The organism is Streptomyces sp. NPDC111520 (assembly GCF_055635295.1).
Genome location: NZ_JBVKBW010000004.1, coordinates 46,980 through 69,826 on the forward strand (window position 1 = coordinate 46,980; position 22,847 = coordinate 69,826).

Annotated in this window: 25 protein-coding genes; 16 read left to right on the plus strand and 9 right to left on the minus strand. The window is 73.7% G+C overall.

Going from position 1 to position 22,847, the window contains the following annotated elements; translation table 11 throughout:
* Positions 1 to 18: 18 nt before the first annotated feature.
* From rpmF to rpmG, 4 genes are all read right to left on the minus strand, one after another.
* On the minus strand, positions 19 to 189 hold the full coding sequence (gene rpmF / locus ACZ7MY_RS10680; RefSeq protein ID WP_499600986.1) for a 50S ribosomal protein L32: 171 nt from the start codon (positions 187 to 189) through the stop codon (positions 19 to 21).
* A gap of 43 nt (positions 190 to 232) precedes the next feature.
* Positions 233 to 487 carry a 30S ribosomal protein S18 gene (rpsR, locus tag ACZ7MY_RS10685; RefSeq protein ID WP_499600987.1) on the minus strand — a complete coding sequence of 85 codons (255 nt, stop codon included), beginning with the start codon at positions 485 to 487 and terminating at the stop codon, positions 233 to 235.
* A 35-nt stretch (positions 488 to 522) separates the two neighbouring features.
* Positions 523 to 1,698 carry a CobW family GTP-binding protein gene (locus tag ACZ7MY_RS10690; RefSeq protein ID WP_499600988.1) on the minus strand — a complete coding sequence of 392 codons (1,176 nt, stop codon included), beginning with the start codon at positions 1,696 to 1,698 and terminating at the stop codon, positions 523 to 525.
* A 73-nt stretch (positions 1,699 to 1,771) separates the two neighbouring features.
* Complete coding sequence (gene rpmG / locus ACZ7MY_RS10695; RefSeq protein WP_499600989.1) at positions 1,772 to 1,936, minus strand: 50S ribosomal protein L33; 165 nt, start codon at positions 1,934 to 1,936, stop codon at positions 1,772 to 1,774.
* Between the two features lie 84 nt (positions 1,937 to 2,020).
* On the opposite strand from rpmG, the gene rpmB reads away from it, so the two are divergent.
* The 3 genes from rpmB to ACZ7MY_RS10710 all read left to right on the plus strand — a co-directional run bounded on the left by rpmB (position 2,021) and on the right by ACZ7MY_RS10710 (position 2,893).
* Positions 2,021 to 2,257, plus strand: coding sequence for a 50S ribosomal protein L28 (rpmB, locus tag ACZ7MY_RS10700; protein WP_499600991.1), 237 nt, complete (start codon positions 2,021 to 2,023; stop codon positions 2,255 to 2,257).
* Positions 2,257 to 2,562: a 30S ribosomal protein S14 gene (gene rpsN, locus ACZ7MY_RS10705; protein WP_499600992.1), complete on the plus strand. Its 306-nt coding sequence runs from the start codon at positions 2,257 to 2,259 to the stop codon at positions 2,560 to 2,562. The genes rpmB and rpsN overlap by 1 nt, the downstream gene beginning before the upstream one ends.
* Positions 2,563 to 2,626: 64 nt before the next feature.
* Entirely contained in the window at positions 2,627 to 2,893 is a 267-nt protein-coding gene (locus ACZ7MY_RS10710) for a type B 50S ribosomal protein L31 (protein ID WP_499600993.1), read from the plus strand.
* A 200-nt stretch (positions 2,894 to 3,093) separates the two neighbouring features.
* Here the strand turns inward: ACZ7MY_RS10710 and ACZ7MY_RS10715 are convergent, their stop codons facing one another.
* Both ACZ7MY_RS10715 and ACZ7MY_RS10720 read right to left on the minus strand, forming a co-directional pair.
* Positions 3,094 to 3,774 (minus strand): NADPH-dependent F420 reductase, encoded by a 681-nt coding sequence (locus ACZ7MY_RS10715; RefSeq protein WP_499600994.1) that lies wholly within the window; start codon positions 3,772 to 3,774, stop codon positions 3,094 to 3,096.
* A gap of 70 nt (positions 3,775 to 3,844) precedes the next feature.
* Positions 3,845 to 3,976, minus strand: coding sequence for a hypothetical protein (locus tag ACZ7MY_RS10720; protein ID WP_499600995.1), 132 nt, complete (start codon positions 3,974 to 3,976; stop codon positions 3,845 to 3,847).
* A 434-nt stretch (positions 3,977 to 4,410) separates the two neighbouring features.
* Here ACZ7MY_RS10720 and ACZ7MY_RS10725 point away from each other — a divergent pair, with 434 nt between their 5' ends.
* The 5 genes from ACZ7MY_RS10725 to ACZ7MY_RS10745 all read left to right on the plus strand — a co-directional run bounded on the left by ACZ7MY_RS10725 (position 4,411) and on the right by ACZ7MY_RS10745 (position 10,985).
* Positions 4,411 to 5,838, plus strand: a complete 1,428-nt coding sequence (locus ACZ7MY_RS10725) for a hypothetical protein (protein ID WP_499600996.1) — start codon at positions 4,411 to 4,413, stop codon at positions 5,836 to 5,838.
* A gap of 85 nt (positions 5,839 to 5,923) precedes the next feature.
* Positions 5,924 to 7,177: an AAA family ATPase gene (locus ACZ7MY_RS10730; protein ID WP_499601314.1), complete on the plus strand. Its 1,254-nt coding sequence runs from the start codon at positions 5,924 to 5,926 to the stop codon at positions 7,175 to 7,177.
* A complete protein-coding gene (locus tag ACZ7MY_RS10735; protein ID WP_499600997.1) occupies positions 7,174 to 8,433 on the plus strand; it encodes a vWA domain-containing protein in 1,260 nt (419 codons plus the stop codon). The genes ACZ7MY_RS10730 and ACZ7MY_RS10735 overlap by 4 nt, the downstream gene beginning before the upstream one ends.
* A gap of 120 nt (positions 8,434 to 8,553) precedes the next feature.
* Positions 8,554 to 9,966, plus strand: a complete 1,413-nt coding sequence (locus ACZ7MY_RS10740; protein ID WP_499600998.1) for an APC family permease — start codon at positions 8,554 to 8,556, stop codon at positions 9,964 to 9,966.
* Entirely contained in the window at positions 9,963 to 10,985 is a 1,023-nt protein-coding gene (locus tag ACZ7MY_RS10745; RefSeq protein WP_499601000.1) for an acetamidase/formamidase family protein, read from the plus strand. The genes ACZ7MY_RS10740 and ACZ7MY_RS10745 overlap by 4 nt, the downstream gene beginning before the upstream one ends.
* A gap of 120 nt (positions 10,986 to 11,105) precedes the next feature.
* Here the strand turns inward: ACZ7MY_RS10745 and ACZ7MY_RS10750 are convergent, their stop codons facing one another.
* A complete protein-coding gene (locus tag ACZ7MY_RS10750; protein WP_499601001.1) occupies positions 11,106 to 11,579 on the minus strand; it encodes a carboxymuconolactone decarboxylase family protein in 474 nt (157 codons plus the stop codon).
* Between the two features lie 227 nt (positions 11,580 to 11,806).
* Between ACZ7MY_RS10750 and ACZ7MY_RS10755 the strand changes: the two genes are divergently transcribed.
* The gene (locus tag ACZ7MY_RS10755; RefSeq protein ID WP_499601002.1) at positions 11,807 to 12,415 is read left to right on the plus strand and encodes a flavin reductase family protein; all 609 of its coding nucleotides are present in this window, start codon (positions 11,807 to 11,809) and stop codon (positions 12,413 to 12,415) included.
* Positions 12,416 to 12,455: 40 nt separating this feature from the next.
* A complete protein-coding gene (locus ACZ7MY_RS10760) occupies positions 12,456 to 13,643 on the plus strand; it encodes a barstar family protein (RefSeq protein ID WP_499601003.1) in 1,188 nt (395 codons plus the stop codon).
* Here the strand turns inward: ACZ7MY_RS10760 and ACZ7MY_RS10765 are convergent, their stop codons facing one another.
* Positions 13,644 to 14,672: a LacI family DNA-binding transcriptional regulator gene (locus tag ACZ7MY_RS10765; RefSeq protein ID WP_499601004.1), complete on the minus strand. Its 1,029-nt coding sequence runs from the start codon at positions 14,670 to 14,672 to the stop codon at positions 13,644 to 13,646.
* A gap of 211 nt (positions 14,673 to 14,883) precedes the next feature.
* On the opposite strand from ACZ7MY_RS10765, the gene ACZ7MY_RS10770 reads away from it, so the two are divergent.
* Genes ACZ7MY_RS10770 through ACZ7MY_RS10785 form a run of 4 tightly spaced genes read left to right on the plus strand, consistent with a single transcriptional unit; the run spans position 14,884 to position 19,991 of the window.
* On the plus strand, positions 14,884 to 16,188 hold the full coding sequence (locus ACZ7MY_RS10770; RefSeq protein WP_499601005.1) for an ABC transporter substrate-binding protein: 1,305 nt from the start codon (positions 14,884 to 14,886) through the stop codon (positions 16,186 to 16,188).
* Between the two features lie 5 nt (positions 16,189 to 16,193).
* Complete coding sequence (locus ACZ7MY_RS10775) at positions 16,194 to 17,174, plus strand: carbohydrate ABC transporter permease (protein WP_499601006.1); 981 nt, start codon at positions 16,194 to 16,196, stop codon at positions 17,172 to 17,174.
* Positions 17,175 to 17,190: 16 nt separating this feature from the next.
* Positions 17,191 to 18,012, plus strand: a complete 822-nt coding sequence (locus ACZ7MY_RS10780; protein WP_499601007.1) for a carbohydrate ABC transporter permease — start codon at positions 17,191 to 17,193, stop codon at positions 18,010 to 18,012.
* Positions 18,013 to 18,050: 38 nt separating this feature from the next.
* Positions 18,051 to 19,991, plus strand: coding sequence for a glycoside hydrolase family 127 protein (locus ACZ7MY_RS10785; protein WP_499601008.1), 1,941 nt, complete (start codon positions 18,051 to 18,053; stop codon positions 19,989 to 19,991).
* Positions 19,992 to 20,069: 78 nt separating this feature from the next.
* Here the strand turns inward: ACZ7MY_RS10785 and ACZ7MY_RS10790 are convergent, their stop codons facing one another.
* On the minus strand, positions 20,070 to 21,290 hold the full coding sequence (locus ACZ7MY_RS10790) for a threonine synthase (protein WP_499601009.1): 1,221 nt from the start codon (positions 21,288 to 21,290) through the stop codon (positions 20,070 to 20,072).
* 66 nt (positions 21,291 to 21,356) lie between these two features.
* Here ACZ7MY_RS10790 and ACZ7MY_RS10795 point away from each other — a divergent pair, with 66 nt between their 5' ends.
* Positions 21,357 to 22,280 carry an alpha/beta fold hydrolase gene (locus ACZ7MY_RS10795; protein ID WP_499601010.1) on the plus strand — a complete coding sequence of 308 codons (924 nt, stop codon included), beginning with the start codon at positions 21,357 to 21,359 and terminating at the stop codon, positions 22,278 to 22,280.
* 42 nt (positions 22,281 to 22,322) lie between these two features.
* A complete protein-coding gene (locus tag ACZ7MY_RS10800; protein WP_499601011.1) occupies positions 22,323 to 22,844 on the plus strand; it encodes a GNAT family N-acetyltransferase in 522 nt (173 codons plus the stop codon).
* Positions 22,845 to 22,847: the final 3 nt, after the last annotated feature.

Genomic DNA, 22,847 nt, shown 5'->3' on the forward strand with positions numbered 1-22,847 from the left:
TCGGCCGGGCGGGTCCCGTCAGTCCTGTCCGGGCAGCAGGCCGCGACGGAGGGCGCGGACGAGGTGGACCGGCACCAACTTCTCCTGCCCGTCGACGGTGACCTTGACCAGATGGGGGGCCTCCGCCTTCCACCGGGCGCGGCGGTGGCGGGTGTTGCTGCGGGACGTCTTGCGCTTGGGCACGGCCATGGGTTCTCCTCTGCGGGTTCTGTGGTTCTGCCGGTGAGGGCGGTCAGCGGGAGGCGTACGGCAGCAGGGCCATCTCGCGGGCGTTCTTCACGGCCCGGGCGAGGGCCCGCTGCTGGCGGGCGGTGACGCGGGTGACCCGCCGGCTGCGGATCTTGCCCCGGTCGGAGATGAACCTCCGCAGCAGGTCGGTGTCCTTGTAGTCGACGTACTCGATCCCCGCGGCGATGAGCGGGTTCGGCCGGGCCCTGCGGGTCTCCTTGGCCTTGCCCCTGGCCGTGCCGGTGCGGTTGGTCGTCATGGTGCTGTCTCCGGTGGGTCGTCGCGGTGTGCGGTTCAGGCCGCGTGGTCGAGGAAGCCGTCGAAGGCGTGGGGGAGGCGGCGCCAGCCGTCGGGTCCTGCCGCGTACTCGGCGTCCGTGAGCAGGCAGCCGTCGAGGGTGGCCACGAGCCCTTCGCGGTCGAGGTCGGGCGAGGTGAAGGTGAGGTGCTGGCCGCGGTCGCCGTGCTCGGGGTGCCAGTCCAGGGCGGCGGCCACCCGCCGTTCGGGCGGCACCATCTCCCACGCCGCGTCCGGGAGGGCGGCGAGCCACGGTCCGACGTCCTCGATGCACAGCGCGCCCCCGGCGGCCTCCCAGGAGAGCAGGGTGTCGGGGTGGTCGGCCAGCCAGAAGCGGCCGCGGCTGCGGGCGGCGGCGCAGCTGAGGTCCTCCAGCGCCGCGTGCAGCCGCCCGGGGTGGAAGGGCCGCGCCGAGCGCCACACCAGGGTGGCGACGCCATGGGCGTCCGCCTCCTGGGGCAGCAGGGCGCAGGCCGGGTGCTGCCGTGCGGCGGCCGCGGTCACGTCGAAGCCGGCCTGAGCGGCCGCGGCCAGCCGGCCCGTGCCGATGGTGACCTGACGGGCCGTCGGGTGCAGCTGGGTGAGCAGTTCGACGTCGCCGGGTCCGGTGTCCTCGCCCGGTGCCAGCGCGAGGACGCCGGCGTACTCCAGCTGCCGGGCCAGGGTGTCGGCGACGGTGCGGTGGTCGCCGGGAGCGACGGAGAGGGCGTGCTCCGAGAGGTCGTCGCCGCAGCTGAGGTGGTCGAGCAGGAGCGCGGGGTCGACGCAGGTGACGACTCCGGCGGCCGTCAGCAGGCTGCCCGAGACGCTGCCGTCGGGCAGCGGGGTGCCCACGAGGACCTCGGCCATCGCCTGCGGTTCCACGGAGTCCCACAGCTCGACGACGGCGAGGCGGCAGGACGGGTCCGCGGCCAGTCGCAGTAGTTCGGGCAGGAGGTTCGCGCGGAGCGCGCAGCAGGCGCAGTCGTTCACGAGCGTGGTGTCGGTGCGGGAGACGACGCCGCCCCGGTCGCTGAGGACGCGCCGGACGGGTCCGCCGACGGCGGGCCGCAGGTCGTGGTGGAGGGCGAGGGCCCCGGCGGTGGAGTGCAGGAGTTCGCGCACCGCGGCGCGGCGTGCCTCGGCGTGCAGACCGCCGACGAGGACGACGGGCAGCTTGGGGCTGCTGTCCACGGGAGGTGCCTTTCGTGTCGGGGATCGAGCGGGTCAGTGGGAGGGCGGGAGGGCGGGCCGGTGAGGGGCCCGGTCAGCGTTCCTCGCGGAACTCGACGTGGCGCCGGACCACGGGGTCGTACTTGCGCAGGACCAGGCGGTCGGGGTCGTTCCGGCGGTTCTTGCGGGTCACGTAGGTGTGACCGGTGCCGGCGGTGGAGCGGAGCTTGATGACGGGGCGTAGTTCGGTGCGAGCCATGGCGGGTACTATACAGAACTGGTTTTCATTTCCAATAAGCTCGGGGTCCTCGACCGGCACCCCCGGAGAACAGAAGGGACCGTCATGCCTGCACACTGCCAACTCACTGGCCGCAAGCCCGGCTTCGGCAACTCCGTCTCGCACTCCCACCGGCGCACCAAGCGCCGCTTCGACCCGAACGTCCAGCACAAGCGGTACTGGCTGCCCAGTGAGGGCCGTACCGTGCGGCTCACGCTGAGCGCCAAGGGCATCAGGACGGTGGACCGCATCGGCGTCGAGAAGGCCGTCGCCGTCATCCGCGCCCGCGGAGGGAAGGTCTGATGGCCAGGGTGGGGAAGATCGCGAAGAACGAGCGGCGCAAGCTCGTCGTGGCCCGGTTCGCCGCGCGCCGCGCCGAACTGAAGGACGTCCTGCGCCGCCCCGACGCCACGCCGCAGGAGAAGGCCGACGCGCGGCGGGAACTGGATCGGCAGCCCCGCGACGCGAGCGCCACCCGGGTGCGCAACCGGGACTCCCTCGACGGACGGGCCCGCGGTCACCTGCGGAGGTTCGGCCTCTCCCGGATCAACCTGCGCGCCCAGGCCCACGCGGGCCATCTGCCCGGAGTGCGCAAGGCCTCCTGGTGACGCCGCGGCCCGGCACACGCCACCCCCGGCCCCCGCGGGCCGTACGACACAGCACGGAGGAACCATGAGACCAGGCATCCACCCGGACTACCGTCCCGTTGTCTTCCGCGACCGCGCGGCGGACTTCGCCTTCCTCACCCGCTCCACGATGACCAGCGAGAAGACCGTCGTCTGGGAGGACGGCAACACCTACCCGGTGGTCGACGTGGAGATCTCCTCCGCGAGCCACCCGTTCTACACCGGCACCGCCCGCGTGGTGGACACCGCCGGCCGCGTCGAGAGGTTCCGGCGCCGCTACGGGAACCGCGACGCCGCCCTCGGCGGGAACTGACGCAGCCCGTACCGCACGGCGGCGCCCCGCACCGGGAAGCCGGTACGGGGCGCCGTCGTGCGCTCGAACGCGGCACGCGCGCACGAGCCGTCGGCCCACGGCTCCTGGGCCTCAGGGCACGCGGACCGCGCGCCGCGCGGGCCGGCGGGCCCAGGACGTCGGTCAGCGGATCGGCCGGCGGATGCCGCGGGGTGGGTCCTTCAGCGGGTGGCGGCGGCGAGCGCGGCCCGGATCACGTCGGCGGGAACGGGGGTCGCCGGGGCCTTGTTGAATTCGACCTCACCGCCCCCGTAGGGCAGACCGTAGACGGGGGTACCGGGCTGGGAACGCCAGCTGTCGGCGAGGGTGCCGTAGCCGACCGCGTCGTAGCCGAGCACGTCGAGGAGTTCCGTGGCGTGCGCGACGGCGACCGGGTCGTCGCCGGCGATCGGGAGGGAGGTCCGGTCGGGTGAGCCCTTGGGGCGGGCGAGGTCGGCGAGGTGGCGGAAGAAGATGTTGTTGAACGCCTTGACCACGTGGGCGTCGGGCAGGTGGGCCTGGAGCAGCCCGCTGTCCGTGGTGGACCCGTCGTCGATCGCGGCGATCCGGCCGTCGCGCTGGGGGTAGTAGTTGCCGGTGTCGACGACCGTCTTCCCGGCCAGCGGGGCCGCGGGGACCCGGTCGTACGCCTTGAGCGGGATCGTCACCACGACCCAGTCGCCCGCGGCGGCCGCCTCTGCGGGGGTCGCCGCGCGTGCCCGGGGGCCCAGCTCGGCCACCAGGTCTTCGAGGGTCTCCGGTCCGCGCGAGTTGCTGAGCACCACGTCCAGGCCCGCGGTCACCGCGAGCCGTGCGAGGGTGCCGCCGATGTGTCCGCTGCCGATCAGTCCGAGAGTAGCCATGTAGGGGAAACCCCGTGCCGCGCGATTCTGTTTCCGGAGGGCCGCCGAACGCGGGCGAGGCGGCCGGCGGTCAGTCGCCGAGGAGCAGGGTGAACACCTGCTCCAGGCTTCGGGCCAGTGCGGGCTCGTCGGTGTCGACGAGCGCGGTGCTGCCGATCATCCTGCGCATCAGCCAGAAGCCGGCGACGACGGAGAGGGCCATGGCCGCGCGGTCGGTGGACTACATCAGCGGCGCCACGATCCGCGTGGACGGCGGCACCATCCGTTCCGTGACGTGACCCGGGGCGGCCGGCTCCCGGCTCCTGGGATCCGGCCGGAGGGCGTCCGCCGTACCCGGCGCCCCAAGGCGGAGGTCTCGTGGGCGGGTTGCCCGCGATCCGGGGCGACGCGGGCAACCCCGGTGCCGCCGGCCGGGTCGCCGAACCGCCGCCGTCTCCGCCGTGCGGCACGGCCGGCGACCTGGTGTTGGGTGCGGGGGCCGGACCCGGACGTGGTGCCGCCCCCGCGCGGGGCCGCCGGATGCCCGCCCGCCCGCGGTGGGGCCTGACAGATCGTGACCGGGAACGCTATGCTCCCCGCGATGACGAACAACTTCCCTCTCCGATTGGGGGTCCCGTCCGCGCAAGGTGAGTGCTGATGCCCACTCACATCGCGAACGAGGATTCCCGGCTTTCCCTCTGGCTGCGCGTGCGCGAGTTCGCCGTGCCGCCCTCCATGGTCGAGAACGCGACCGCCCGCCGCCGGACCGGTGACTGGGCGGGAGCCTGTGCCGCCGCCGGCGTCGACGTCGACCTCAACCTCCGTTCCCTCGCCCGCACCCACGGCCGGGAGCTCGCGGCCCGGGTCCGGGCCGACCTCCGCCACCTCGCTCCCGACCTGCTGCGCTGGCACATGCCGCGGGTCGCCCCCGACGGCCTGCTGCGTCCCGGCCTGACCATCACCCTGGCCCGGTACGGGGTCCCGGGGGCGGAGTGCGGCGGACAGGTGCACCTCGTGGTGAGGACCCCGCCCGCCTGGGCGGACGGCGGGCAGCGGTTCAGCCTCGCGCTGTGGGACCCGGCCCGCCCCGATGCGGGCGCCCTCCACCACCCGCACCACCGGCCCCACCGGCGGTTCCGTCTCGACCTGCACCGTCACCTGTGGGACGCGCGCAGAACCGGTGAACTGCCGCTGCGCGCCGGGACCGGCCGCCGCCGCGCCGGCCCGACCGGCCTCCCGGACCCGGAGCCCCCCGGGCCACTGCCGCCGCACCAGCGCTGCGCGGTCGACCGGTGGGAGGACGAGGCGCGCAGGGTGCTGCGTGCCGAGGGCCGGACCACCGGCGCCGTCCGCGTGCGCCTCGGCTCCCGCCACCGGCTGCTCGTGGACGTCAGCCGTGACGGTGACGGCACGGGCGCGCCCACCGCGCGGATCACGGAGGCGACCGCGGACGCCGGGGGCAGCCGGCTGCTGCCGGTGCTGCCGGACGCGGCGACCTGGGTGCCGCCGGACGTCGAACTCCTCGAGGCCGGCCTCCTGGGCGCTGACGGACTGCACCCGCTGGTCGCCGCCGCGCTCGTGCCGGGCCACCGGCCGTCGCGTCCGCAGGGTCCTTCCGGCCCTCCGGGTGCTTCCGCGCGGGTCGTGGAGTGCCGGGGCGAAGCCCATCGGATCGGCCTCGTCGACGGTGTCCTGGCCGCGCTGGACCACGACCCGGACGAGATCCGCCGCGAGGCACTGCTGGTCGCGCTGACCGGCACCCCGCTGCCCTGCCTGCAGGCGATCGACCGGGCGCACCGGCGCCCGGAACCCCTCGCCGACGTACGGGCACGCCTGGACCACGGCGACATCGCCGGCGCGCTGACCGTCGTCGAGGGCCTGCTCGGCCCCGGTGCCGTGCTCCGCGACGGTCCACTGCGCGACGAGCTGGAGGCGGCCGCCCAACGGCGCATCGCCTACGGCCTGTTCAGGGCGGGCCTCGCAGGGCCCGCCCCTGGGCGGGTGCCGCCGCGCGACCGCTTCCCGGAGCCCGCGCCCCGATCCCGCCCGGGCCGGCCGAACCCCCGGCACCGCACCTCCCGCTGACCCCGGGCGTGCGCGGCGTACCCGCGCACGCCCCCGCATCCCTTTCTCCGGCTCCACGAACCCCCCGAGGTGATCACCCATGCCCATGCCCACGCACGCCCCGTCCGCCCCGCCCTCCGCGCCTTCCGCCCAGCCCCGGCTCGACGTCGCGGACGCCCTGCTGGCCCTGCTGCGCGACACCACCACAGAACCGCGCCCCGACACCCAGCTGGAGGCCCTCACCCTGGCCGTCGCCGCCGACCTGCCGGTGCTGCTGTGGGGCGAGCCGGGGATCGGCAAGACCGCGGCCCTCACCCAGCTCGCCGACGCCCTGGACCTTCCGCTCACCACGGTGATCGCCAGCGTCCACGAGCCGTCCGACTTCTCCGGGCTCCCCGTCGTCGGGGACGACCCGGCCGAGCAGGGCGTCCCGATGGCCCCGCCGGACTGGGCGGTCCGCCTGGTGCGGGCCGGCCGGGGCCTGCTCTTCCTCGACGAGCTGTCCACCGCGCCGCCCGCCGTGCAGGCGGCCCTGCTCCGTCTCGTGCTGGAGCGGCGGGTCGGCGCGCTGCGGCTGCCGCCCGGGGTCCGGATCGTGGCCGCCGCCAACCCCCGCTCCTCGGCGGCCGACGGCTGGGAGCTGAGCGCGCCGCTGGCCAACCGGTTCGTGCACCTCCAGTGGACCCACGACCACGACGTGGTGGTCCGAGGCCTCGGCGGGACCTGGCCCCGGGCCACGCTGCCGCGGCTGGACCCCGGCGGGCTGCCCGAGGCCGTGGACTTCGCCCGGCGCGCGGTGTGCGGGCTGCTCGCCGCCCGCCCCGGTCTCGTGCACCGGCTCCCCACCGGCGAGACCCGCCGCGGTGGCGCGTGGCCGTCCCCGCGCAGCTGGGACATGACGCTGTCGCTGATCGCCTTCGCGACCGCGGCCGGGGTCTCCCGGGAGGTGCTCTCCCTGCTCGTCCGGGGCACCGTGGGGGACGGCCCCGGGCTGGAACTGCTGGCGAGCATGGACCGGATGGACCTGCCCGACCCGGAGGACGTGCTCGCCGACCCGGCCGGTGCCGTCCTGCCCGAGCGCGGGGACCTGCGCCACGCGGTACTGGACGGTGTGGTGGACGCCGTCCGCAAGCGGCCGGAGAAGTCCCGCTGGGACGCCGCCTGGGCGCTGCTGGCCCGGGCCCTGGAGACCGGGGCCCCGGACCTCGTGGTCGTCCCAGCGACCACGCTCGCCTCGCTGCGCCGCGAGGACTGGGACGTCCCCGCGACCGTCGAGCGGCTCGCCGGAGTGGTGTCGCTGTCCCGGCGCGCCGACCGGGCGGCCGACCGGGCCGGGCTCGTCGCGAAGGCCGGCCGGTGAGTGTGGTGGCGCCGGCGGCGCTGGACGTCGAGAAGCTCCTCGCGGCCCGGCTGTACGCCGCCCGCGTCCGCCCCTACCTCGCGACGGCGCTGTTCGCGCTGCACGTCGTGGAGTCCCGGCGGGTGCCGACGATGGCCGTCGACCCGTACTGGCGGTGCTACGTCTCGCCGGCGTTCGTGGACCGCACACCGGTCGAGGACCTGGCCGGGGTGTGGGTGCACGAGGTGTCCCACCTGCTGCGCGACCACCACGGGCGCGGCGACCGGGTGGCACGGGAGCAGGGGCTGGAGGGCCCGGGCGAGCGGCTGCGGATGAACATCGCCGCGGACTGCGAGGTCAACGACGACGCCTTCGGGGAGGGTCTGGAGACGCCGCGGGGAGCGGTCCTCCCGCGTTCGCTGGGCCTCCCCGAGGCGAAGCTCATGGAGGAGTACCTCCCGCTGTTCGGCATCGGCCCGCTCACGCAGGACTTCGTCTGGCTGGACTGCGGCAGCGGCGCGGACGGCCTGGAACGCGCGTGGGACCTCGGCCCGGAGGGCGCCCACGGCCTGAGCGAACAGGAACGCGACGCCGTCCGCTTCCGCGTGGCTCAGGGCATCAACGGCCGCCCCGGCGACGCCCCGAAGAACTGGCGGCGGTGGGCGGAGGAGGCCTTCCACCCGCCGCAGCAGTGGCGGGAACTGCTGGGAGCGGCGGTGCGTGCGGCGGCCTCCGGTTCCGGCGGGGGCCAGGACTACAGCTACGGCCGGCCCTCGCGCCGGTCGGCCGGCGTGCCTGGCGTCGTCCTGCCGGGCCTGCGGCGCCGGCCGCCCCGGGTCTGCGTGGTCATCGACACGTCCGGCTCGGTCAGTGACGCCGAACTGGGCACCGCGCTGCTCGAAGTGGCCGCGATCGCCCGCGCCGTGGGCGGCCGCCGCGACATGGTCACCGTCGTGCCGTGCGACGCCGCGGCACGCATCGCCCACACGCTGTGCAGTGCCGAGGACATCCCGCTGCTCGGTGGCGGCGGCACGGACCTGCGCAGTGGCTTCGCACGCGCCCTGCGTACCCGGCCCGGCCCGGACGTCGTCGTGGTGCTGACGGACGGTCAGACGCCCTGGCCCGCGTCGCGTCCGGCCTGCCGCACCGTCGTGGGCCTGTTCCCCCGCGAGGGCGCGCGCCGCTCCTGGCGCGAGGACGACCCCGAGTACGTGCCGGACACGCCGCCAGAGTGGGCACGCACGGTCGTCCTCGGGGCTTCCGGCACCGCCGGGTGAGGGATCCGGGGAGGCGCCGACGTCCCGTCAGAATCCCCGTGCACAAGCGTTCCCCTGGGTCGGCCGCGGACCCTAAGATCACCCCGCCAGTCAGGGGACCGCGGCCGCCGGGGAGGCGACGTGAGCGACAGCGCACCTCAAGGGCAAGACCTCGAGAAGTACGGCTACACCCAGCAGTTGGCGCGGTCACTGGGCTTCCGGGACCTGGTGGTCTACGGCCTGGTCTTCATGGTGCCGATCGCGCCGTTCGGCATCTTCGGCGGCGTCTTCCAGGGCTCGGGCGGCATGGTCGCCCTCGCCTACGCCATCGGCATGCTGGCGATGATGTTCACCGCGCACTCCTACGCCCAGATGTCCCGGGCCTTCCCGATGGCCGGGTCGGTCTACTCCTACGCCGGCCGGGGCATCGGCGCGCCGGTCGGCTTCCTGTCCGGCTGGATGATCCTGCTCGACTACGTCCTCGTGCCGGCGCTGCTCTACCTGATCGCCGCCGTCGCGATGAACTCGCTCGTCGCCTCGGTGCCGGTCTGGCTCTGGCTGATCGGCTTCGTGGTGCTCAACACCGCCGTGAACTACCTCGGCATCGAGATGACCGCCAGGATCAACAAGATCATGCTCGCGGCCGAACTGGTCGTCCTGGTGATCTTCCTGGCCGTGGGCGTCACCGCGCTCGTCCAGGGCAAGGGCAACGGCTCCGGCTTCCACGCCTTCTACGACTCCGGCACCTTCTCCTGGTCGCTGGTCTTCGGAGCGGTGTCGATCGCCGTCCTCAGCTTCCTCGGCTTCGACGGCATCTCCACGCTCGCCGAGGAGAACCGCGACTCGGCCCGGGCCATCGGCCGCGCGATGGTCGCCGCCCTGCTGCTCGCCGGAACCCTGTTCATCGTGCAGACCTGGGTCGCGGCGATGCTCGTGCCCGACCCGCAGGCGCTGATCGACGCGGGGGACCCCGACGGCACCGCCTTCTACGACGCCGCGCGCGCCGCCGGCGGAGCCTGGCTCGGCACCCTCAGCGCCCTGGCCACCGCCATCGCCTGGGGCTTCGCCAACTCGCTGGTCGCCCAGGCCGCCACCTCCCGGCTGCTGTTCGCGATGGCCCGGGACCGGCAGCTCCCCGGCTTCCTCGCCAAGGTCGACCCCCGCCGCCGGGTGCCCGTCAACGCGACCTTCCTCGTGGCGGTCGTCTCGCTCGTCCTCGGCCTCTACATGAACTCCCGCTCGGACGGCATCACGTTGCTCAGCTCGCTGGTCAACTTCGGTGCGATGACGGCCTTCCTCGTCCTGCACGTCTCGGTCGTCGTCCACTACGTCGTCCGCCAGGGCAGCCGCGACTGGTGGCGCCACCTGATCGCACCGCTGATCGGCTTCGCGATCCTCACCTACGTGGTGATCAACGCCAAGGTCACCGCCCAGCGGCTCGGCTTCGCCTGGCTGGCCATCGGCGCCCTCCTGCTGCTGGGCCTGCTGGTCGCCGGCCGGCGCACCGAGATACCCGACGAGCCCACCACCGCCGAGGAGGCAGGACAGCCGTGAACGATCTCGACGTCGTACGGCTCCACCCCACCCCCGAGCAGTACGCCTACGCCTTCGGAGGCTCCCGCGAGCCCCTGCTGCGGGTACGCCCGGGCACGGTCGTGGAGCTCTTCACCGAGGACTGCTTCGGGGGCCTGGTCCGCAGTCCGGAGGACCTCCCGAGCAAGGTGTGCGAGTTCCCCTACCTCAACCCCGTCACCGGGCCGATCCACGTAGAGGGTGCCGAGCCGGGCGACACCCTGGCCGTCCACTTCGTCGACATCGCGCCCGCCCGGGACTGGGCGGTCTCCACCACGTTCCCGCACTTCGGCGCGCTGACCACCACACACTCCACGGCGCTGCTCCACGATCCGCTGCAGGAGGTAGTGTGGCGGTACGGGATCGACCGCGAGCGCAACAGCTGCCGGTTCCAGGCCCGCTTCTCCGACCACACGGTCGAGCTGCCGCTGGACCCGATGCACGGCACCGTGGGGGTCGCCCCCGCCGCCGGCGAGGTCGTCATGAGCATCACGCCGGGCGCGCACGGCGGGAACATGGACACCCCGGAACTGCGCGCCGGAAGCACCCTCTACCTGGGCGTCAACGTCCCCGGGGCGCAACTGGCGATCGGTGACGGGCACTGCCGGCAGGGCGAGGGCGAGGTGTGCGGCACGGCGGTCGAGTCCGCGATGCACACCGTGGTGGTCATCGACCTGCTCAAGGGCGGTGCCCCCGCCTGGCCGCGCCTGGAGGACGACCGCTTCCTGATGTCGACCGGGTCGGTACGGCCGCTCGAGGACGCCTACCGGATCAGCCAGCACGACATGGTCGGCTGGACGTCCGCCCTCACCGGTCTGCACCGGCTCGACGCCTACCAGTTGGTCAGCCAGGCCGGGCTGGCGCCCATCGGCAACGTGGTCGACACCAACTACACCGTGGTCGCCAAGCTGCCCAAGACCGTGCTGGGCGGCGCGACGGCCTACGACGGCCTGCACCGGTCGTTGCGCGAGAAGGGCCTCGATTACCTCCGCACGCGTTGAACCGCCGCCGGCGCCGCCTCGGGGACGGCCGGAGGACGCCGTCCGCACCCGCCCCGGGGTCGGGGTCGGGACGGGTGCGGACGGCCCGGCCTGGGCGGCGCCGGCGGCGGGAACCGCAGGTCAGCCGAACATGCCGAGCTGGTAGCCGCCCGCCGGCTGCTGGTTGGTCACGTTGATCCGGTTGTACGCGTTGATCAGGGCGATCAGCGAGATCAGCGCGACGAGCTGGTCCTCGTCGAAGTGCTTGGCGGCGTTCGCCCACACCTCGTCCGTGACACCGCCGGCGGCGTCGGCGATCCGGGTGGCCTCCTCCGTCAGCTGCAGGGCGGCGCGCTCGGCGTCGTCGAAGACGGTGGCCTCGCGCCAGGTCGCGATCAGGTTCAGGCGCACCGAGGTCTCGCCGGCCGCGGCGGCCTCCTTGGTGTGCATGTCGGTGCAGAAGCCGCAGCCGTTGATCTGGCTGGCGCGGATCTTCACCAGCTCCTGGGTCGTCGCCGGCAGCGTGGACTCCGCCACTACCTTGCTCGCCGAGTTCAGGTGCCTCATGACCTTGCCGGCGAGGGCGTGGCCGAAGTAGTTCACGCGGGCTTCCATGGTGGGCTCCTCTGTGGTGTGGAGTGCGGTTCGCAGAGATGACCGGGCCGCGCCGCGAAACGTGACAGCGCGACGGTCACGACGTTCCCGGGAACGCCGGTGGCGCCGTTCCGGCCCGGGTGCGGGCCGGGCGAGCGCCGAATGGGCGTCGCCGGATCGGCGGTCCGACACGCCGGGGAGCCGGCGGGCGGCCGGTGCGGCGAGGGGCCGCCGGGGATACTGCGGCCATGCGCGTCGACTTCGATCCCGAGGCCATGGGCGGCTCCGCCTTCTACCGCTTCCTGACCTCCGTGGTCGTGCCCCGGCCGATCGCGTGGATCTCCACCGTCACCCCGGACGGCCGGTACGAGAACCTCGCGCCGCACTCCTTCTTCAGCATCGCGAGCACCGATCCGCCGATCGTGCAGTTCACCTCGATCGGCCGCAAGGACTCGCTGCGCAACGTCGAGGACACCGGCGAGTTCGTGGTGAACTTCGCCTCCGAGGCCCTGATGCCGCTGGTCAACGTCACGGCCACCGACTTCCCGCGGCACGTCAGCGAGTTCGACCACGCGGGCATCGAGCGCGAACCGAGCCTGAGGGTGCGTCCGCCCAGGGTGGTGGCCTCGCCGGTCGCCTTGGAGTGCCGCTCGCACACCTCCTTGCGGGTGGGCAACTCCACCCTGGTCTTCGGGCGGGTGGTGCACGCCGTCGCCGACCGGGCGGTCCTCGCGGACGGCCGTCCGAGTGCCCGGTTGCTGCGGCCCCTCACCAAGCTCGGCGCCGACGAGTGGGGCACGCTCGGCGAGATCCGGCACCTGAACCGCATCCCGTACGAGGAGCCCGACCCCCTATGATCGTCGCCGGCCGTCGCGGCCGGGGGAGGGGGAGCGGCACGTGGACGGCCACGGTTCGGTGGACGAGGTGGTCTGGGGGCGTGAGCTGCCCCTGCGCTTCGCGATCGTCGACGAGGAGTGGGACGGGGAGCAGACGGTGTGGGCGCGATGCGTCGACGCCGAAGGACTGTTCACGGACCGGGCCGCGTTCCGGGAGCGGCTGACCCTCCTCGGCTGCGCGCCGACGGGCCGGCTCCTCAGGGCCGCCGAGCGGTCCGCCGGGAACGTACCCGTCCCCTTCGGCGAGTTGTCCTTCGTCGTGGAGGACCTGGACAGCGAGGATCCGTACACCCACGACTACTTCACGCTGGAGGACGTCGTCCTCGTCGGCAGCGGGCCGGCCGCGGAGGACCCCGCGCGGCTCGACCTCGTCGTCGAGTGCGTGGTCACCGACGGTCGCCACCACCGCCACAAGGCGTCCTCGAAAGCCGACGTCACCCTCCTGAACGGCACCAGTGGCGGCCCGATCGGGCACTGCCGGCGCGTGGACGGCCTGTACGGTCACCGCCCGGCGCCCGCCCGCCGGCCCGTACGCCTCATCGGCTGCGAGCCCTCGCCGAACCTGCTGCGCCGGCTGGTCGTGCCCCGCCACGGCGGCGACAACCTGTGGCTCTGGCTCCTCGACCGTACGGGCCGGCCCACCGCGGTCCAGGAGCACATCGCGGTGGAGGTCGACGAGTGCCGCCCCTCGACGCTGGGCGGTGCGCTGATCGACGTGACGCTGAGGGGCGGGCTGATGCGCCACATGCCCTTCCCGTCCGAGGCCCGGCCCGTGTGGGAGGCCTGGCACGAGGGCCCGCCGCGGGAACGCAACGCATGGGCGCGGTTCCCGACCGAGGGGCGCCGGGAGTGGCTGCTGTTCACCGAGACGTGCGGGGGCCCCGAAGAGCCCGGCACGGTGTGCGAGATGGACGGGCGGTACGTCACCGACGTCCCGGGCCTGCACTGCGCGCTCGGCGAGGCGATCGGCGGCCCCGGCCGCCAATGGTTCCAGTGCTGGAACGCGCTGCGCGGCTGCCAGTGCCGCGGGGAGGCGCCGCGCGTGCCCTTCACGCTCGTCTGGCACGACGCCGACGTGGCCCGGCACGCCCTGGCCGGCGTCAGCGTGGACAGCGACGGCGAGCTGGGCTACTTCGACGCGGTGGTGCCCTTCCTGGAGCGTATGGGCGTCACCGTGCGCTTGCGCTGACTACGCCAGCGGCGCCGTCGAACCGCGGATCACCAGGCGACAGGGCTGCGGTTCGGTGCCGGAGCGGCGCTGCCCTGCGATGGCCGCGGACAGGGCGCGGGCAGCCACCCGGCCGAGGTGTTCCAACTGCATGTCGACGCTGGTCAGCGGGGGGCGGGAGGCGGTGGTGATGACCTTCCAGTCGTCGAAGCCCATGACCGCGACGTCCTCCGGCACGGTGCGCCCCCGCTCCCGGAGGATGTCGATGGCGCCGCGGGCGATCTGGTCGTTGCCGCACATGATGGCGTCGACCTCCGGGTGCTGGTCGAGGAGCATGACGGTCGCCGCGCGGCCCCACCCCTCGGACCACTCGCCGAAGCGGGCCTCGCCCACTGGCGCGACGCCCGCCTCGGCGAGCACCTCCAGCGCGCCACGCACGCGGTCGCGGCCGGCGGCGTAGGTCGGGTCGCCCGAGATGTGGGCGATGCGGCCGCGGCCGCAGGCCAGCAGGTGGCGGGCCGCCGTGCGTCCGGCGTCGACGTTGTCGGGGACGATGGACAGGTCGTCCGGGTCTTCGGACGGCGCGTAGGCGTACACCACCGGCACGGGCAGCCCACGCCCCAGTGAGGGGCGCGGGTCGGTGCGGCTGCCGACCACGATCAGCCCGTCGACGCGCCGGTCCAGCAGGGCTCGTACGTGGTGCCGTTCGCGGATCGCGTCGCCGCGCGCGTCGCACAGCAGGACGGCGAGCTCGCCCGCACCGAAAGCGTCTTCGGCGCCCATCAGGATCGGGATGCTGAAGCGTCCCTCGAGGTCGCCGGTGAGCAGCCCGACGGTGCGGGTCGGCCCGGCCTGCAGGCTGCGGGCCACGGGGTTGGGCCGGAAGGACAACTGCTCGGCGGCCTCGATGACGCGCTGCCGGGTCTCGTCGCGCACCTGGCTGCGGCCGTTGAGCGCCTTGGAGGCCGTTGCGGGGGAGACCCCGGCCAGCCGCGCCACGTCGTTGAGAGTCGCGGGTCGGCCTGCGGCGTGTTCGGCCGGCTGGACCATGGCTGCATCCCTCCTCGTGTTCGTCGCGGGCCCGCGGAGCTGCGCCCCGTGGGTGGGGAAAGGCTACTCGAAAGTCTTTTTCCGCGATGCGTGCAGGGTGGTTGACGCCTACGGGTGCCGCTTCTACTTTAACGGAAAACGTTTTCGGTGAGTTTAGGCGGCCGCTGCCGCCTCCCTCGACATGCCAGGCCCACCGAGCAAGGAGCGAGACATGAACACCACCGACGTACGGGGACGAAGGCGCCTGCGGGTCCTGGCCGCAACCGTGGGGCTGCTCACCGTCACGACCGCGCTCGCGGCCTGCGGTTCCGGCGGGGACGGCTCGACCGCGGACAAGGGCGGGGTCATGGGCCCCGACGACGGCGCGAACCTGACGATGTGGACCCGCGCCGCCACGCAGCAGCAGAGCCAGGCCCTGGTCAAGGCGTACAACAAGTCCCACAAGAACAAGGTGCAGTTGACGGTCATCCCCACCGACGACTACCAGGCGAAGGTCGGCGCCGCGGCCGGCTCCAAGTCACTGCCCGACATCCTCGCCTCCGACGTCGTGTTCGTGCCCAACTACACCGCCAGCGGCCTGTACGCCGACATCACCGACCGCGTCGACGCCCTGCCGTACGGCAAGGAGCTGGCGCCCGCCCACATGGCCGCGGGCACCCTCGACGGCCGCAAGTACACCGTGCCCCACACCATCGACTCCTCCGTGCTCTTCTACAACAAGACGCTCTACAAGAAGGCGGGACTCGACCCGGAGAAGCCCCCCACCACGCTGAAGGAGTGGGACGAGCAGGCCCGCGCCGTCGACAAGCTGGGCGGCGACGTCAACGGCACCTTCTTCGGCGGCAACTGCGGCGGCTGCGGGGTTTTCACCTGGTGGCCGTCGATGTGGGCCGCGGGACAGGAGGTCATGAACGAGGACGGCACCGCCGCCACCCTGGACTCGCCGGTGGCGAAGGAGGTGTACGCGACGTACCGCGGCTGGGCCCAGGACGACATCACCGCCCCCGGCGCGGCCGAGGAGACCGGCGCCACCTGGACCGGCCTGTTCCCCAAGGGCACCATCGGCGTGATGCCGATGCCGTCCACCACCCTCGGCCTGATGCCCAAGGACCTGGACTTCGGCGTCGCCGCCATCCCCGGCCCGGACGGCGGCCAGTCGACCTTCGTCGGCGGTGACTCCCTCGGCATCTCCGCCAACAGCAAGAAGGCCGGCCAGGCATGGAACTTCCTCGCCTGGTCCCTCGGCGACGAGGCCCAGGTCGAGGTGCTCGCCGCCCACAAGGACATCGTCGCCCGCACCGACCTGGCCGAGAACAAGTACGCCAAGGCCGACCCCCGCCAGGTGCTGATCAACACCCTGGTCGCCAAGGGCAGGACGCCCATCTCCCAGAAGTTCGGCCAGACCTTCAACGACCCCAACGGGCCGTGGCTGGCCCTGATGCGGGACGCCGTGTTCGGTGACCCCGCCAAGGTCGACGCGGACAACAAGGCCATCACCGAGTCCCTGAAGGACTGACCGTCATGCTGCTCGCGCGATCGCGCGGCTCCGGCTCCCCGGCACCCGACGGGAAGCCGCCTTCCCGGTCCCCGTCGGGTGCCGGGAAGGACCGCCCCGCCCACCGCGTCCCCTGGTGGCGGACCCGCCCGGCGCAGGGCATCGGCTACGCGGCGCCGACCGCCGCGTTCGTCGCGGTCTTCTTCGTGGTGCCGCTGTTCCTGGTCGGCCGGATGTCCCTCAGCGACTGGCCGCTGCTCGCCGGGAACCAGGGCTTCAACGCGCCGGACAACTTCACCGAGGCCGCCACCGACGACCTGCTGTGGCCCTCCGTCCGCTTCACCCTCACCTACACCGCCCTCGTCACGGTGCTGCTGCTCGGACTCGCCCTCCTCCTCGCCCTGCTGGTCCAGGAGAGCCGCCCCGGGACGGGCCTGTTCCGTACGGTCTTCTTCCTGCCCAGCGCGCTCGGACTGGCCTCCGCGTCACTGCTGTTCCTCGGCATGTACAGCCCCAACGTCGGCCCGATCAGCCCCCTGCTGGAGCGGCTCGGCCTGGTCGACGGGCCGGTCTCCTTCCTCGGCACCCCGACCGCCGCCCTGTGGTCCACCGTCGCCCTCATCGTCTGGAAGTACGCCGGCTTCTACATGCTGATCCTGCTCGTCGGCCTCCAGCGCATCCCGCAGGACGTCTACGAGGCGGCCCGCATGGACGGCGCCGGACGCTGGCAGACCTTCCGCAGCATCACCCTCCCGCTCCTGCGGCCCTCCCTCGCCCTGACGCTGCTCCTGTCGGTCACCGGCTCGCTGCTCGCCTTCGACCAGTTCTTCATCCTCACCAAGGGCGGACCCGACAACAGCACCATGACCGTGGTCTCCCTGATCTACCGGGAGGCGTTCCAGCGACTCGACCTCGGGGCCGCGGCCGCGCTGTCCGTCGTCGTGCTCGCCGTGCTGCTGATCCTCAACGTCGCCCAGTTCCGCGGACTGCGCGGCACGGACACCTAGCGGACAGGTACCCGCCATGAAACCCCACGGCCTCGGCCGCACCCCCCACCACGTCCTCGTCGGAGGGCTGGCGGCGCTCTTCCTCTTCCCGCTGGCCTGGAGCGCCTGGGCGTCCGTCAGCGGACAGCCCGGCACCGCGCAGCAGTCCGGCTACGGGCTCGGCAACTACCGCTCGCTCCTGCACTACGACGCAGGGCTGGCCCAGTACCTCTGGAACTCCACGGTCGTCTCGCTGCTGACCGTCGCCCTCACGCTGCTCGTCTCCCTCATGGGCGGGTACGCCTTCGCGCGCTTCACCTTCCCCGGGAAGAACGCCCTGTTCCTGCTCACCCTGGCCATCCTGATGGTCCCCTACGCCACGCTGCTGATCCCGCTGTACGTGCTGCTGGGCGACCTGGGCCTGCAGAACTCGCTGTTCGGGCTCAGCCTGGTGCTGACGATGTACCAGCTCCCCTTCGCGACCTTCATGATGCGGATCTCCTTCGAGTCGGTCCCGCACGAACTCGAGGAGTCCGCGCTCGTCGACGGCTGCGGCACGGCCCAGGCCCTGGTCCGCATCCTCCTGCCCGCGGTGTGGCCCGGCCTGGTGACCGTGGGGCTGTTCGCCTTCCTCGCCGCGTGGAACGACTTCATCGCCCCGCTGATCCTGATCTCCGACAGCGCCAAGGCACCACTGCCGCTGGCCGTCGCCAACCTGCGGCAGCGCTCCATGGGCGCCATCGACTACGGGACCACCGAGGCCGGGGTCGTCGTCCTGGCCCTGCCCTGCCTCGTGCTCTTCCTCCTCCTGCAGCGGCACTACATCCGCGGCTTCATGTCCGGCGCGCTCAAAGGCTGACCCCCCTCCGCCCCGGCACCACGACCGAAAGAGAGACCATGACACAGCCGATCCCGGCTCCCGTGCTGCCCACCCGCGGCAGCCGACGTCCTCTCGGCCTCGGCGAAGTCCGCATCACCGGCGGCTTCTGGGCCCGACGCCAGCAGGTCAACGCCTCCGCCACCCTCGACCACTGCCGGCAGTGGATGGAACGCGTCGGCTGGATCGACAACTTCCGGATCGCCGCCGCCGGCGGCCCCCTCGGCGAACGCCGCCGAGGACGGGAGTTCTCCGACTCCGAGGTCTACAAGCTGCTCGAGGCGATGGTGTGGGAGGCGGCCCGCACGCCGGGCAGCGCCCTCGACGCCGCCGTCGACGAACTCACCGACAGCGTTGTCGCCGCCCAGGAGGCCGACGGCTACCTCAACACCGCGTTCGGCCACCCCGGTCGCCCGCCCCGCTACAGCGACCTCGAATGGGGCCACGAGCTCTACTGCGCGGGCCACCTCATCCAGGCCGGGGTGGCCCAGTTGCGCACCCGCGGCGACGGCGCGCTCGCCAAGGCGGCGATCCGCGCCGCCGACCACATCTGCCACGTCTTCGGGCCCGGGGGCGCGAGCCCCGGCCTGTGCGGGCACGCCGAGGTCGAGACCGCGCTGGCCGAACTCCACCGCGCCACCGGCGACCGCCGCTACCTCGACCAGGCCGCCCTCTTCCTCGACCGCCGTGGCCACGGCAGCCTCGACGGGGGCGAGTTCGGCTCCGAGTACTTCCAGGACGACGTCCCGGTGCGGCAGGCGCACACCCTGCGCGGGCACGCCGTGAGGGCCCTGTACCTGGCGTCCGGAGCCGTCGACGTGGCCGTCGAGACCGGTGACGACGAGCTGCTCGCCGCCGTCGTCCGGCAGTGGGAGCACGCCACGGCCCGCCGGACCTACCTCACCGGCGGGATGGGCTCCCACCACAGCGACGAGGGGTTCGGCGAGGACTTCGTCCTGCCCCCGGACCGCGCCTACTCCGAGACCTGCGCCTCCGTCGCGTCGCTCATGCTCAGCTGGCGCCTCCTGCTGGCGACCGGCGACCCCCGCTACGCCGACCTCGCCGAGCGCACGCTCTACAACGTCATCGCCACCTCGCCCGCGGACGACGGCCGCGCCTTCTTCTACGCCAACACCCTCCACCAGCGCGTCCGCGCGACCGTCCCCCCGCACGACAGCGACCGGCCGCGCTCCGCGTCGGGCCTGCGCGCCCCGTGGTTCGCCGTCTCCTGCTGCCTGCCGAACGTGGCGCGCACCCTGGCCGCCCTCGCCGGTTACGTCGCCACCGCCGACGCCGACGGGCTGCAGCTGCACCAGTACGCCGACGCCGACATCGCCACCCGCACCGCCGGCGGGGAAGGCCTCGCACTGCGCGTGCGGACCGGCTACCCGGCGGACGGCACCGTCACCGTCACCGTCGACGAGGCGCCCAGCGGCCCCTGGGCCCTGTCCCTGCGCGTCCCCGGCTGGGCCGGGCGGGCGGTGCTCGTCACGCCCGGCGGGGAGCGCCTGCCCGTACGCCCCGGCACGGCCGTCGTCCCCGGCACGCTCCGCCCCGGTGACGAGGTCCGGCTCGAACTCCCCGTGGCCCCACGGTGGGTGCACCCCGACCCGCGGGTGGACGCGATCCGCGGTGCCGTCGCCCTGGAGCGTGGCCCGGTGGTCTACTGCGTCGAATCCCCGGACCTGCCCGGCGGCCACGACGTCGACGCGGTCACCGTGGACCCCTCCGTGCCACCGCGCGACGGGGAGGGCGACCGGGTGGTCGTCGCCGGCGGACTGAACGGCGCCCGCCCGGCCGGATGGTGGCCCTACGCGTACGAGCCGCCCCCGGCCCCGGACGGCGAGCGCACCGAGCTGACGCTGGTGCCGTACCTCACCTGGGCGAGCCGCGGCCCCTCCACCATGCGCGTCTGGATGCCCACCGCCGCCGGGGAGCGGGGCCCGGCGACAGAGGACTGACGCACCGTCACGGGTGCCTCGTCCGGGGGCGGTCGCCGCCGTACGCCGCCGGGCCGGGCGCCCGGCGGCGGCACGGGCTCAGGGGATGCGGTCGGTCAGCTCCAGGAGCGGCGGGTCGACCCGGAACGTCTCCGGGTACTTGGCCGCCGCCCCGGTGTTCAGCACCACGACCTCCTCGTCCCCGGACAGCCAGCCCTGCTCGCGCAGGACCCGTACGGCCGACAGCGTCGCCGCGCCCTCCGGGCACAGCAGCGCCCCGTCGGCGGCCGCGCACCGGTCGCGGTCGGCGAGCAGCTCCTCGTCGTCGACGGCGACGGCCCGGCCGTCCGTCTCGTACAGCGCGTCCAGGACGAGGAAGTCGCCCAGCGCCTTGGGCACGGTGATGCCGAACGCGACCGTGCGCGCGTCCTGCCACGGCTCACTGGTGCGCTCGCCCTTCTCGAAGGCGCGCACGATGGGGGCGCAGCCGGACGCCTGCACGCTCACCAGCCGGGGCATCGGCCCCCGCAGCCACCCCAGGGCGCGCAGTTCGAGCAGCGCCTTGTGGATGCCGATGAGACCGACGCCGCCGCCGGTGGGGTAGACGATGACGTCCGGGGCCCGCCAGCCGAGCTGCTCGGCGATCTCCAGCCCCATCGTCTTCTTGCCCTCGATGCGGTACGGCTCCTTCAGCGTCGCCGCGTCCATCCAGACGCCGGGCCCGGCGGCGATCTTCTCCGCCACCAGCCGGCCAGCGTCGCCGATCAGGCCGTTCACCAGGTACAGCGCGGCCCCGGCGGCGGCGCACTCGGCCCGGGTGATCGACGGCGCGTCCGCCGGCATCGCGATGAGCGCGTCCAGGCCCGCCCGCGCGGCGTACGTCGCCCACGCCGCCCCCGCGTTGCCGTTGGTGGGCATGGCGATCCCGCGCGCCCCCAGTTCGAGCGCCCTGGCCACGCCGACGGCCGCGCCCCGCGCCTTGAAGCTGCCGGTGGGTATCAGCCCCTCGTCCTTCATCACCAGCCCCGGCACGCCGATCGCGGCGCCGTACCGCGGCAGGGGCACCAGCGGCGTCATGCCCTCGCCCAGGGTGACGACGTGTGCCGGATCCCGTACGGGCAGCAGTTCGTGGTAGCGCCACAGGGTCTGCGGGCGGTCCGCCAGGTCCGCGGGCGTGAGCGTGTCCCGGACCCGGTCCAGGTCGTAGCGGGCGAGCAGCGGCGATCCGCAGGCACACAGGTTCTGCACCAGGTCGGCGTCGTGGCGGCGGTCGCACCGCGCGCACTCCAGATGCGTCAGCGCACTGAATGGCAAGGTCATGATTCCCTTCATACCTCGCCGGGGGCCTAGGGTGGAAAGGTGTCGCAGGGGCGGCGCACGATTGCCATGGGTGGCGAACGAACCATGGACGACGCGACGGCCGGTCCCCCGCCGGCGGAACGCCGCGAGGGCGAGGTGGTCACCAACGACGGAGTGCGCCTGCGCTACACGGAGGCGGGCGCCGGGGAACCGCTCGTCCTCGTTCCCGGATTCGCGCAGAGCGCCGCCGAGTTCGGCCCGCAGATCGACGGCCTGAGCAGCCGCCGCCGTGTGATCGCGCCGGACCACCGCGGGCACGGCCGGTCCGGGAGGCCCGGCCACGGCTACCGGATCGCCCGGCTGGCGATGGACCTCCACAACCTCCTGGAGGCCCTGGCCCTGCGGGACGTGAGCCTGCTCGCCCACTCCATGGGCTGCCCGGTCGTGTGGTCCTACTGGGACCTCTTCGGCGGCGAGCGGATCGCCCGCCTCGTCCTGGTCGACCAGCCGCCCGTGATCTCCTCGGCCCTCGGCGGCGGGGACGAGGGGCATCCCTCCGCGGTGTTCACCCCGGAGATGTCCCGGGACATCGCCACCGGGCTGCGGGGGACGCCCGAGAGCGCCGCCGCGACCTCCCGCACCATCGTCGGCATGCTGCACGGCCCGTCCCTGCCGGACGCGGAGGTGGAGTGGCTGGTGGCGCAGAACCGCCTCTTCCCGCCCCGCCACGCCGCCACGCTGCACCTGGACCACTGGGGCGGCGACTGGCGTGACGTCCTGCCGCGGATCGACGTCCCCACCCTCGTCATCGGGGGCGAGCTGAGCTTCTTCCCGCCCGGCACGACCGAGTGGGTCGCCTCCCTCATCCCCGGCGCGCGGGCCCGCGTCTTCTCGGCGGCCGAGGGCGGCAGCCACCTGATGTTCCGGGAGAACGCGGCCCTGTTCAACCGTGTCGTGGCCGGCTTCCTCGACGAGCCCGGGCCGCGGCCCGGCCCGGTGCCACCCGGATAACCCGGTGCGGGCCGGGCGTCCCCCCTGGTATCCCTGCGTGTCATGGACGATCTTGTGACTGCGCGGCTGGTGCTGCATCCGATGACCGCCGCCGAGGCCGGGCGACTGCTGGCGGGCGAGCCGGGCGACGGCGCCCGCTGGGCACCCGGGTACCCGGCCGAAGGGGACGTGTTCGCCGCCAGGCGCCTCCTGGACACCTGCGCGGGCGCCGGCGATCCCCGCCCGTTCGGCAACTACGAGATCCGGCTCCGTGACGACGGCCGCGCGATCGGCGGCATCGGCTTCCACGGCCCCCCGGACGAGCACGGCGACGTCGCCATCGGCTACGGCCTCGTCCCGTCGGCTCGGGGCAGCGGGTACGCCTCCGAAGCCCTGCGCGGTCTGCTGCTGTTCGCGCGGGCGCGTGGCGTCACCCGGGTGAAGGGCGGCGCCGACCTGGACAACACCGCGTCCCACCACGTCATGACGGCCGCCGGTATGCGGCCGACGGGACAGGACGAACGCCTCAGGTACTTCGCCGTCACATGGGCCGCCACGACGCGGGACGCCGCCCCGCGCGCCTGAGCG